Origin of the sequence: Nocardioides sp. GCM10030259, from assembly GCF_042666375.1 — a bacterium.
GTDB lineage: Bacteria > Actinomycetota > Actinomycetes > Propionibacteriales > Nocardioidaceae > Nocardioides.
The window spans coordinates 307,409-316,755 of record NZ_JBHTDF010000006.1; the positions used below are offsets into that span (position 1 = coordinate 307,409).

A 9,347-nucleotide genomic window follows, 5' to 3' on the forward strand; every position below is an offset into this window, starting at 1 on the left:
GCGCATGCGTTCGCGTCTGCTCGTCGTACCGGCCCTGCTGCTCTCGGCCACCGTCGCCCTGGCAGGCTGCTCCGACGGCGATGACGAGGGCGGCTCCGCGGCGGACAGCGCGCCGACCGACGCGACGTCCTGCGACTACCCGTCGTCGCCCGCGGGCGCGGCCAAGGAGGTCGACCCGCCCCCGCCGTCGACCACCGTCAGCGGGACGGTGCCGGCCACCATCGAGACGAGCATCGGCGACATCGCCGTCGAGCTCGACGCCGACGCCACGCCGTGCACGGTCAGCTCCTTCGTCTCGCTCGCCGAGCAGGGCTACTTCGACGACACCACCTGCCACCGGCTCGTCACGCCGCCCGCGTCGATCGCGGTGCTGCAGTGCGGTGACCCGACCGGCACCGGCACCGGCGGCCCGGGCTACTCGTTCGCCGACGAGCTCAGCGGCTCGGAGACCTACGAGGCCGGGACCCTCGCGATGGCGAACGCCGGGCCCGACACGAACGGCTCGCAGTTCTTCATGGTGTACGCCGACTCCATGCTGCCGCCGGACTACGCGGTCTTCGGGCACCTCGACGAGGCGTCGGTGAAGCTCGTCGCGGACGCCGCCGCCGACGGCAGCGACAACGCCAACGGCGCCAACGACGGCCGGCCAGTCACGCCCGTCGACATCGCCACGGTCACGGTGGACTGAGCGGGAACCCCACGCCGGTCAGCTCCTCCGACCGCTCCCACAGTCCGCGCGCCAGGCCGGGGTCGAGCGCGTCCCGGCTGCGACCGACGGCCGTCGGCAGGCCCCTCATCTCCCGGAGGCCGTCGGGTCCGATGTAGGTGTTGCCGGGCACGTCCATGGTCGCGGCGTACAGCGTCGTGAGCGCGCCCTTCGCGACCGGCATGCCGGCGAGCCGGTGGCCCCAGCCGCCGACCCAGGTGTAGAGCGCGTTCCCGGTGTTGCCGGTGATCGACGTGGCCGTCGAGCCGGGGTGGGTGCCGACGGCGCGCAGCGTCGAGCCGGCCGCGGTGAGGCGCCGCTGCAGCTCGGCGAGGAAGAGCAGGTTCGCGAGCTTCGACTCGGCGTACGCGGCGTAGGCCCGGTAGGGCCGGCGCTCCCAGTTGAGGTCGTCGAGGTCGAGCCGGGCGCCGCGGTGGGTGTGGGACGAGGTCACGACCACGCGGTCGCGCAGGCGCGGCAGGAGCAGGTTGGTGAGCGCGTAGTGGCCGAGGTGGTTGGTGGCGAGGTGGGTCTCGAAGCCGTCGACCGTGCGCGCGTACGGCACCGCCAGCACGCCGGCGTTGTTGATGAGCACGTCGACGGGTCCGACGTCCGCGGCGAACGCGCGGACAGATGTGAGGTCGGCGACGTCGAGGCGGCGTACGTCGACCGCCCCCGTCAGGGTCGCCGCGACCCGCCTGCCCTTCCCCAGGTCGCGTACGGCGAGCACCACCTCCGCCCCGTGCGCAGCGAGCACGCGCGCGGTCTCGAGACCGAGACCCCCGCTGGCGCCGGTGACCACGAACCGGCGGCCGTCCTGGGCGGGCAGGTCGAGAGTCATGGCGGACAGCGTGCCAGAGCACGACACGCCCGGGACGAAATCCGCCCTTGAACGGGGGCCATGCGTCGGCAAGGGTGGTCTGGACCAGCCAAACGCCATCGGAAAGGCGAGCATGCTCACCCTCACCGAGAACGCCACAGCCATCGTCAACGAGATCACCCACCAACCCGGCCTCGAGGAGAGCGCCGGGCTCCGCATCACGTCGACCTCCACCCCCGACCCTGCCTTCGAGGTCACCGCGGCCGCCCAGGGCGAGCCCGGCGACCAGGTCGTCGAACAGGGTGGCGCTACCATCTATCTGGACGAGAACGCCGCCGCGATGCTCGACGACAAGGTGCTCGACGCCGCCGTCGACCAGACCGGCAAGGTCGAGTTCGCCCTGGCGCTCCAGGGCTGACCCGAGCCACCAGACGGGCCCCGGCCACCGACCGGGGCCCGTCTGCCTGTCCGCACACCGCTTGGAAAGATCGCACCCATGACGACGACCGCCCGCGAGGTCCACCTCGCCTCCCGCCCGCACGGCGTGCCCACGCCCGAGAACTTCCGCACGGTCGAGGCCGAGCTCGCCGACCCCGGCCCGGGCGAGGTGCTGGTGCGCAACACGTTCCTGTCCGTCGACCCCTACATGCGGGGCCGCATGAACGACGTGAAGTCCTACGTGCCGCCCTTCGCGCTCGACGCGCCCATGGACGGCGGCGCGGTCGGCGAGGTCGTCGCGTCCGCCGCCGACGGCATCTCCGTGGGCGACACGGTGCTGCACCAGGCGGGCTGGCGCACCCACGCACTCCTGCCCGCGCAGGCGGTGCGCCGGGTCGACGCGTCGCAGGTCCCGGCGTCGGCGTACCTCGGCGCGCTGGGGATGCCGGGCATGACGGCGTACGTCGGCCTCACCCGCATCGGCGCGCTCGCCGAGGGCGAGACCGTCTTCATCTCCGGCGCTGCGGGAGCCGTGGGCTCGGCTGCGGGCCAGATGGCCCGCCGCCTCGGCGCGAAGAAGGTCATCGGCTCCGCCGGGTCGCCGGAGAAGTGCGCGTGGCTCACCGACGAGCTCGGCTTCGACGTCGCGCTCGACTACAAGGCGGCGCCGATCGGCCGGCAGCTGCGCGAGCACGCGCCGGTCGACGTCTACTTCGACAACGTCGGCGGGGACCACCTCGAGGCCGCGATCTTCGCGATGTCCGACTTCGGCCGGATCGCCGCGTGCGGAGCGATCTCGGAGTACAACGCCGACTCCCCCACTCCCGGCCCGCGGAACCTGATGATGGTCGTCAGCAAGCGCCTCACCCTGCGCGGCTTCATCGTCAGCGACCACCGCGACGTCGCCGCGGAGTTCTACCGGGTGGCCGGCCAGTGGGTCGCCGACGGCTCGCTGACCTGGCGCGAGACGATCGTCGACGGCCTCGACAACGCGGTCGACGCGTTCCTCGGCCTGCACCGCGGCGACAACACCGGGAAGATGCTGGTCCGGCTCTGACGGATGCGTCGGTGGGCCCGCATCCGATAGAAGTGACACGTGGAGGGTGATCAGTCGGTCGTCCGCTTCGACACAGCCGACCGGGCACTGCTGCGCGCCGGGGTGTGCCTCGTCCGGCGTACCGGGGGTCCCGACGAGGGCTGGCACCTCTCGGTGCCGCACGACCACGACGATCTCCGACGCCCACTGGGCGCGTCCGTCGTGTCCCCGCCGAAGGCGCTGCGCGACCTGGCGCTCGGGTGGACGAGAGGCGCACCGCTCACGGCGGTGGCGACGGAAGAGCCGACGCCGCCGCGCAGTGAGGTGCCGGCGCCGCAGGCCGGCGGACCCGTGTCGCTGGTGGTGCACGACCGGCTGGTCGAGCAGGTCGACAGGCTCGCGAGGCGCGACGTCGACGTACGCCGCGGCCTCGACGGGGGCGTGCACAAGATGCGCGTGGTGTGCCGACGCCTGCGGTCGCTGCTCGCGACCTTCCGCCCGGTCCTCGATCCCGCGGAGGTCGAGGCGCTGCGCGCCGAGCTCGCGTGGCTCGGCGGTGTGCTCGGCGTGGCGCGCGACGGCACCGTCGTCCACGAGCGGCTCCGCGACCTGGTCGCCACCGAGCCGCGCGGTCTCGTGCACGGCCCGGTCCTGCGGCGCCTGCGCGCCACCTACCGCGGGCGCGGCCGGGCCGATGTGACCGCGGCGCTCGGCTCCCGGCGCTACTTCGACCTCCGCGACCGCCTGGACCGCCTGGTGGCGGATCCGCCCTGGACGGAGCTCGCCAGCACGCCCGCACGCGACGTCGTACCTGACCTGTTGCGCAAGGACTTCAGGCGCTTCCGGCGGCGCGTCCGGACGGCCGAGGAGTCCGACGACCCGATCGTCGCCCTGCACGATGCGCGCAAGGCGGCGAAGCGGCTGCGGTACGCAGCGGAGACCGTCCGCCCCGTGGTCGGGAGGCCGGCACACCGACTGGCACGGGAGGCGCGCCGGGTGACGTCGCACCTCGGGGAGCTGCAGGACACCGTCGTCACCCGGGCGGAGCTGCGCGCACTGGTCCGCGCCGCCGAGACGGCGGGCGAGTCGACGTTCACCTACGGCCGCCTGCACGCCCGCGAGGAGGCCCGGGCCCGCCAGCTCGTCCGGTCGTTCCGCAGCCGCGACATGGTCGGCGCGCTGAGGAAGCGGTCCCGGGCGGCACGTCAGTAGACGACGCGCCAACGCCGACCGCTCCCGTGTCTCGCCGTCGAGAACTGCGCATGCACATCCCGAATCGGGTTACGAAGTGACTTAGGCCACGACCCGGGAGGGGTCAAGGCACAACTCGGGGAGGGTCATGAAGAAGCTATTCGCACGCAGCACGAAGACCGTCGCACTACTCATCGTCCTGGCGATGTGCCTGCTCACGGCGCAGGCCGCCACCGCCTCGGGGCAGCAACGGGCGGATGCGGCCGACCGGACGGTCGCCCACACCAAGAAGGGTGATCTCAACTCCAAGATCGTCGGCACGACGAAGAACGGCCGGAAGGTCACGGGCTCGTTCGTCCCGCTGGAGTTCAGCCGGAAGGCCGACAAGCTGCTCGTCACCGGGCTGATCCAGGGCGTGGTCCACGAGAAGAACGGGGACAAGACGACCTTCGCGAAGCTCAAGAAGATGCGCGTGACCGACATCACGGGCGACCCGGACGCACTGCCCGCCGTGGGCCGCACGGCGCAGGCGCAGGCGACCTGCGACATCCTGAACCTGGTCCTGGGCCCGCTGGACCTGAACCTGCTGGGGCTGGAGGTGCATCTCGACCGGGTCGTCCTCGACATCGTCGCGGTGACCGGAGCCGGCAACCTGCTGGGCAATCTGCTCTGCGCCGTGGCCGGGCTGCTCGACGGCGGCCTCGGCGGAGCGCTCAGCGGACTGCTCGGGCAGCTCGTCGACGTGCTGAACGACATCCTCGGCGTACTGCGTCTGGGCTGACCGCACGCTCGTGGGTCCGCAGGCGGCGCGCCTGCGGGCCCATCGGGCTGCTTGAGCCGCGCACCCAGCGGGTACTACTAGCCCGACAGCTCGGGGGAAGAGCTCAGTGAAAGGGCATCAACATGGCCATCGGCCTCGGCATCGTCCTCATCGTCGCCGGACTGATCCTGGTCCTCGACGTCGTCAACATCGACTCGACCGCCGTCGACACCGGCACCCTCGGCTGGATCCTGCTGGTAGCCGGCGGGCTGGCGATCGTCATCTCGCTGGTCGTGAACCAGCAGCGCACCCGGTCCACCCACGTCGTGGAGGAGCGCCGCGACCTGCCCCCGCGCTGAGCGAGGCTTCCGGCGTCATTCGGGGAGCAGCGTGCCCAGCGGTCCGAGGTCGATGTTGAGGTCCTCGGTGGTCAGGCCGTAGCGGTCCTTGAGGTCCTCCATCGCCTGCTCGAGGGCCATCAGCCCGCTGCCGAGCCCCTCGATCTGCTCGTCGGTGAGGTCACCCTCATCCACGCGGCGCAGGGCCTGCTTCTCCATGAGCTGCCGGATCAGCTCGATGATCGTCAGGACCAGCTTGAGCAGGTCCCGCTCGACCGCCTCCCGGTCGGTCTCCAGCCGTTGCGGCAGGAGGGTGCGCCGCGGCGCGCCGGACTCCCGGTCGGGCTCGCGTGCAACTCCGATGTCGTGTGCCCGGCCGAGGTCGGCCAGGTCGTCCCAGGGCATCCCGCTCATTCCGCCACCGGCTTCCGGCTCTCGGCCATCGCGGCACGCACGGAGCTGATCATCAGGTGCAACCGGATCTCGACGAGGTCGACCCCCGCCAGCGAGACGACGACGTCGCCCGCCACCACGACCCCGCTGCCGAGCAGCCGGTCGAGCAGGTCGACGAGGGCGATCGGCGCCAGGTCGCGGGCCGGCTGTCGCTGGGCGGCAGGTGCGCCCGAGCCGGCCTCGACGGCGGCGTCGGTGTGGAGAACGGTCACCGCTGCTCCAGCATCGCGAACGAGTACGGCGGCCACGGGCCCCGACCGTCGATGACCACGTCGGGGTGCTCAGCGGCGAGCGCCGCGACCAGGCCTGCGAACTCCTCGGCGTCGTCGTTGCCGACGAGGTACGCGGCGTTGAGGACCATCGTGCCCTGGTGGCCGGAGAGCCGCGGGTCCTGTGGCGGCAGCTGCCGGCTGTCCCGCGCAAGCGACTCGAGGCGCTCGTGGACGTGCTGGGCCGTCTCGGCGGCCGCGTCGGCGGTGACGGTGCGGCGGGCGGCGTCGGACTTCTTGCGGCGCAGGTACTCCGCACCGCTGGCCGGCGCCGACGTCTCCACCGGCTGGGCCGCCTCCGCCGGGACGAGCAGCTTCACGCTCCACTCGGAGCACCCCTGCACCCGGTCGAGCACCGCGGTGAGGGCGACGTACCACTCGCGCAGCCGGGCCCGCACCGCGTCGTCGTCGAAGCAGACGGTCGCCAGCCGAAGCGGCGCCGTCGGCGCGCGCACCGCGGCCGCGTGGATGACGTCGTCGTGACTGCGCACGACGGTCTCGAGCCACTGCAGGTCCTCGAGGTTGCGGCGCAGCGCCTCCTCGCCGTACGACGACAACGGCACGGTGCTGACCAGAGCCACGAGGTCCTGGTGCTCCACGAGCTCCACCGGCGCCCCGTCGATGCCGCGCACCGTCTGCACGATGTCGGTGTCGAGACCGCGGCAGACGGCGTACATGTACCGCCCCGTTCCGGACGACTGCGGCGGCCGGGTCGCAGTGGGCTCCGGCGCCCCCGTCATCGGCTCCTCCCGCCGCTGCGACTGGACTTCTTCGCCGGGGCGCCGTCGGACGAGCCGTCCTCGGAGTCGCCGCCCTCGAGCTCGGCGATGCGCTCCCGCAGCTCGCGGTTCTCGTCGTCGAGCCCGCGCTCGCGGACCGTCAGCATCGGGTCGTGGCGCCACCAGTCGATGCCCATCTCCTCGGCCTTGTCGACCGAGACCACCAGCAGCCGCAGCTTGATGGTGAGCAGCTCGATGTCCAGCAGGTTCACCCGGATGTCGCCGGCGATGATGATGCCCTTGTCGAGCACCCGTTCGAGGATGTCGGCGAGCGAGGCCGGCTGGGGCCGGCCCGTCTGGCTCGGCGGACCGCTGTAGTACGGGCGCGTCGTCGGTACGTCGCTCGGCCTCTCGGTCACTGCCGCTCCTCCCCTGCGCTCCCCCGGACGTAGCGGTCGACCCGGCGGTACCCGGTCAGGTCACCGGACTGGTCGACGGTCACGTCGTACACGGCGAGCACATCGGTGGTGGTCGGGATCCGGCGCATCTCCAGGACCTCGACCTGGATCGTCCATCCGTCGTCGTCCTTGGCGATGCCGACGATCCCTTCGAACTCCTTGCCGGTCAGGTCGACCAGCTGCTGTGCGCCGACCAGTGCCACCTGGGCGCCGCGCGGCGCACCCTGCTCGCCTCCGCTGCCACCGGAGTCGGGGCGCGCGGAGGCCCTGGGGGCGGACTTGGCCGTCCTGGCGGTCGTGGACTTCTTCGTCGCCGTCTTCTTGGCCGGCTGCTTCGCGGTCTTCTTCGCGGCCGCCTTCTTCGCCGGAGCCTTGCGGGTGGTCTCAGCCATGCCCGGTCCTCTCCTGCCCGATCATCAGGCGTTCGATCAGTTCGTCTTCCCACGCTGTCGCGGTGCTCTCGTCGATGCTGCCCTCGTCGCGCAGGCGGTCGACCTCCTCGAGCTCGCTGCGGATCGCGGCGGGGTCGTAGTAGATCTCCTCCGCCTGCCGCAGGATCTGGTCGGCGACCGCGATGGTGCCGCGCAACGGGGCGATGGGCAGAGTCAGGATGCCCGTGATCAGGCCCATGCCGCCTCCCCGACGAAGTCGTACGGCGCCAGCGGGCCGAGCAGCCTCATCCGGATCCGCTCGTGCACCGCCTCGGCCAGCTCCTCCAGCCGCGCGACCAGCTCCTCGGCCCGGGCGTCGTCCACGAGCAGCGCCACGTCGAGCACCTGCGTGGGTGACGGCGGCGTGCGCACCACGTGCTCGACCGCCAGGGGTGCGACGGCGTCCAGGAGCCAGTCGGAGTCGAAGCCGCTGCGGTCCTGCATCGCGTGGTAGACGAGCTCGCCCAGCCGCGCCCGCTCCTGGAACGCCGCGTCCTCCGGCAGGTCCCTCGTGTACTCCCGCAGGGCCTTGATCTCCGGGTCGGTGGTGACGAGGTCGGCGAGGACCGCCTCCTCGACGTACGTCGCGCGGAGGTTGTACTGCCGGCGTCCCTCGAGGTCGTCGAGGAACGCGACGAACCCGTCCTGTCCCGGCCCGAGCAGCTCCTCCACGACCGCGTCCCCGTCGGGCAGCATCGACCCGAACCGCACCGGGGCGATCGGCCCCGTCTCCGCCAGGACGTCGAGGACCGACTGGTAGGCCAGCAGCTCCGCACGACGCCCGGGCGGGCGGTCGACGGCGACGGTCGTGACCGCCGCGGCGAGCGGTCCGGCGACGACGAACTCCACCGGCGAGCCATCCAGGCCCGTCAGCTCGTCGACCACGCCCTCGGCATCCCGGGCGCGGACGACGCCGTACACGAACAGCGCACGGTCGACGTCGACGCCGGCCGATGCGACGTGCCCGGTTGCCGCGCCTGTGCTCATCGCGAGGACTCAGCGCGCCGCCGGCTCGAGGACTTCTTCGCGGGCCGGCGCTCTTCTTCGTCGTCGTCGTCGCTGCTGCCACTGCTCAGGGCACGCTTGACCCCACGGACCGCCCCCGAGGCCTTGCCCGAGGCACCTGACTCCTGGAGGTCGTGGACCATCTCACCGAGGTCCTTGCCGCCCTTCTCGTAGAGGTCGAGCCGGTTCGTCGCCTCCGCGAAGCGAAGGTAGGTGTCGACGCTGGCGATCACGATGCGGGCATCGATCGTGATCAGCTCGATCCCGACCAACGACACCCGGACGTAGGCATCGATGACGATGCCCTTGTCGAGGATGATGTCGATGACGTCCGCGAGTCCGCTCGGTTTGGGACGCTCGAGGTAGCCGCCGCCGCTGCGGCGCTGGGTCTGCACGGTCATGGCAAGGCCTCCTGGTTCCGATCACTCAACTCGCACGCCGGCGACGCGAGCGCCGCTGGGGCTCTTCTTCGGGCTCTTCTTCGGGTTCTTCCTCTTCCTCGTCGTACTCGTCCTCGGGCTCCTCCTCGGCTTCGGGCTCATCCTCGGCCTCGGGCTCCTCCTCGAGCTCGTCCTCGGACTCTTCGTCCTCGTACTCGTCTTCCGGCTCTTCCTCAGGCTCTTCTTCCGGCTCGTCCTCGTACTCGTCGGCCGGCTCTTCGTCCTCGTACTCCTCGGACTCCTCCGACTCCTCGGACTCCGCCTCGTCCTCCGGCTCGTCCTC

The 9,347-nt window shown here is 71.9% G+C and carries 16 protein-coding genes; 6 read left to right on the forward strand and 10 right to left on the reverse strand.

From position 1 onward, the window contains the following. The first annotated feature begins 4 nt into the window (after positions 1-4). Complete coding sequence (locus ACFQQI_RS08320) at positions 5-688, forward strand: peptidylprolyl isomerase (RefSeq protein ID WP_378560735.1); 684 nt, start codon at positions 5-7, stop codon at positions 686-688. On the opposite strand, the gene ACFQQI_RS08325 is transcribed toward ACFQQI_RS08320, so the two are convergent. Then, positions 675-1,547, reverse strand: coding sequence for an oxidoreductase (locus ACFQQI_RS08325; protein WP_378560738.1), 873 nt, complete (start codon positions 1,545-1,547; stop codon positions 675-677). The genes ACFQQI_RS08320 and ACFQQI_RS08325 overlap by 14 nt on opposite strands. Between ACFQQI_RS08325 and ACFQQI_RS08330 the strand changes: the two genes are divergently transcribed. From ACFQQI_RS08330 to ACFQQI_RS08350, 5 genes are all read left to right on the forward strand, one after another. After that, positions 1,546-1,944 (forward strand): Fe-S cluster assembly protein HesB, encoded by a 399-nt coding sequence (locus ACFQQI_RS08330; RefSeq protein ID WP_378560741.1) that lies wholly within the window; start codon positions 1,546-1,548, stop codon positions 1,942-1,944. The genes ACFQQI_RS08325 and ACFQQI_RS08330 overlap by 2 nt on opposite strands. Positions 1,945-2,022: 78 nt before the next feature. After that, positions 2,023-3,021, forward strand: coding sequence for an NADP-dependent oxidoreductase (locus tag ACFQQI_RS08335; protein WP_378560744.1), 999 nt, complete (start codon positions 2,023-2,025; stop codon positions 3,019-3,021). A 39-nt stretch (positions 3,022-3,060) separates the two neighbouring features. Next, positions 3,061-4,212, forward strand: coding sequence for a CHAD domain-containing protein (locus ACFQQI_RS08340; RefSeq protein WP_378560747.1), 1,152 nt, complete (start codon positions 3,061-3,063; stop codon positions 4,210-4,212). 127 nt (positions 4,213-4,339) lie between these two features. Next, positions 4,340-4,972 carry a hypothetical protein gene (locus ACFQQI_RS08345; RefSeq protein ID WP_378560750.1) on the forward strand — a complete coding sequence of 211 codons (633 nt, stop codon included), beginning with the start codon at positions 4,340-4,342 and terminating at the stop codon, positions 4,970-4,972. A gap of 122 nt (positions 4,973-5,094) precedes the next feature. Next, complete coding sequence (locus tag ACFQQI_RS08350; RefSeq protein WP_378560753.1) at positions 5,095-5,310, forward strand: DUF6458 family protein; 216 nt, start codon at positions 5,095-5,097, stop codon at positions 5,308-5,310. Positions 5,311-5,325: 15 nt separating this feature from the next. Here ACFQQI_RS08350 and ACFQQI_RS08355 read toward each other — a convergent pair whose 3' ends face one another. The 9 genes from ACFQQI_RS08355 to ACFQQI_RS08395 all read right to left on the reverse strand — a co-directional run. Then, positions 5,326-5,703: a gas vesicle protein K gene (locus tag ACFQQI_RS08355; RefSeq protein ID WP_378560756.1), complete on the reverse strand. Its 378-nt coding sequence runs from the start codon at positions 5,701-5,703 to the stop codon at positions 5,326-5,328. Continuing rightward, entirely contained in the window at positions 5,700-5,954 is a 255-nt protein-coding gene (gene gvpJ, locus ACFQQI_RS08360) for a gas vesicle protein GvpJ (protein WP_378560759.1), read from the reverse strand. Before gvpJ (ACFQQI_RS08360) ends, ACFQQI_RS08355 begins: the two co-directional genes overlap by 4 nt. Then, on the reverse strand, positions 5,951-6,688 hold the full coding sequence (locus tag ACFQQI_RS08365; RefSeq protein ID WP_378560762.1) for a GvpL/GvpF family gas vesicle protein: 738 nt from the start codon (positions 6,686-6,688) through the stop codon (positions 5,951-5,953). Before ACFQQI_RS08365 ends, gvpJ (ACFQQI_RS08360) begins: the two co-directional genes overlap by 4 nt. A gap of 59 nt (positions 6,689-6,747) precedes the next feature. Continuing rightward, on the reverse strand, positions 6,748-7,149 hold the full coding sequence (locus ACFQQI_RS08370; RefSeq protein ID WP_378560765.1) for a gas vesicle protein: 402 nt from the start codon (positions 7,147-7,149) through the stop codon (positions 6,748-6,750). Further along, positions 7,146-7,580, reverse strand: a complete 435-nt coding sequence (locus ACFQQI_RS08375; RefSeq protein WP_378560768.1) for a gas vesicle protein — start codon at positions 7,578-7,580, stop codon at positions 7,146-7,148. The genes ACFQQI_RS08370 and ACFQQI_RS08375 overlap by 4 nt, the downstream gene beginning before the upstream one ends. Next, positions 7,573-7,818: a gas vesicle protein GvpG gene (locus ACFQQI_RS08380; RefSeq protein WP_378560771.1), complete on the reverse strand. Its 246-nt coding sequence runs from the start codon at positions 7,816-7,818 to the stop codon at positions 7,573-7,575. The genes ACFQQI_RS08375 and ACFQQI_RS08380 overlap by 8 nt, the downstream gene beginning before the upstream one ends. After that, a complete protein-coding gene (locus ACFQQI_RS08385) occupies positions 7,809-8,606 on the reverse strand; it encodes a GvpL/GvpF family gas vesicle protein (protein ID WP_378560774.1) in 798 nt (265 codons plus the stop codon). Before ACFQQI_RS08385 ends, ACFQQI_RS08380 begins: the two co-directional genes overlap by 10 nt. Continuing rightward, the gene (gene gvpJ, locus ACFQQI_RS08390) at positions 8,603-9,025 is read right to left on the reverse strand and encodes a gas vesicle protein GvpJ (protein WP_378560777.1); all 423 of its coding nucleotides are present in this window, start codon (positions 9,023-9,025) and stop codon (positions 8,603-8,605) included. The genes ACFQQI_RS08385 and gvpJ (ACFQQI_RS08390) overlap by 4 nt, the downstream gene beginning before the upstream one ends. A gap of 25 nt (positions 9,026-9,050) precedes the next feature. Beyond that, positions 9,051-9,347: hypothetical protein (locus tag ACFQQI_RS08395; protein WP_378560780.1), on the reverse strand; the 297-nt coding region annotated here is incomplete at its 5' end.

What these genes read in the sequence shown, in the direction of transcription:
- ACFQQI_RS08320 (WP_378560735.1), top strand. Translation starts at nt 5, where the DNA reads ATGCGTTCGCGTCTGCTCGTCGTACCGGCCCTGCTGCTCTCGGCCACC.
- ACFQQI_RS08330 (WP_378560741.1), top strand. Translation starts at nt 1,546, where the DNA reads ATGGCGGACAGCGTGCCAGAGCACGACACGCCCGGGACGAAATCCGCC.
- ACFQQI_RS08325 (WP_378560738.1), bottom strand. Translation starts at nt 1,547, where the DNA reads ATGACTCTCGACCTGCCCGCCCAGGACGGCCGCCGGTTCGTGGTCACC.
- ACFQQI_RS08335 (WP_378560744.1), top strand. Translation starts at nt 2,023, where the DNA reads ATGACGACGACCGCCCGCGAGGTCCACCTCGCCTCCCGCCCGCACGGC.
- ACFQQI_RS08345 (WP_378560750.1), top strand. Translation starts at nt 4,340, where the DNA reads ATGAAGAAGCTATTCGCACGCAGCACGAAGACCGTCGCACTACTCATC.
- ACFQQI_RS08350 (WP_378560753.1), top strand. Translation starts at nt 5,095, where the DNA reads ATGGCCATCGGCCTCGGCATCGTCCTCATCGTCGCCGGACTGATCCTG.
- ACFQQI_RS08355 (WP_378560756.1), bottom strand. Translation starts at nt 5,703, where the DNA reads ATGAGCGGGATGCCCTGGGACGACCTGGCCGACCTCGGCCGGGCACAC.
- ACFQQI_RS08365 (WP_378560762.1), bottom strand. Translation starts at nt 6,688, where the DNA reads ATGTACGCCGTCTGCCGCGGTCTCGACACCGACATCGTGCAGACGGTG.
- ACFQQI_RS08375 (WP_378560768.1), bottom strand. Translation starts at nt 7,580, where the DNA reads ATGGCTGAGACCACCCGCAAGGCTCCGGCGAAGAAGGCGGCCGCGAAG.
- ACFQQI_RS08380 (WP_378560771.1), bottom strand. Translation starts at nt 7,818, where the DNA reads ATGGGCCTGATCACGGGCATCCTGACTCTGCCCATCGCCCCGTTGCGC.
- ACFQQI_RS08385 (WP_378560774.1), bottom strand. Translation starts at nt 8,606, where the DNA reads ATGAGCACAGGCGCGGCAACCGGGCACGTCGCATCGGCCGGCGTCGAC.
- gvpJ (WP_378560777.1), bottom strand. Translation starts at nt 9,025, where the DNA reads ATGACCGTGCAGACCCAGCGCCGCAGCGGCGGCGGCTACCTCGAGCGT.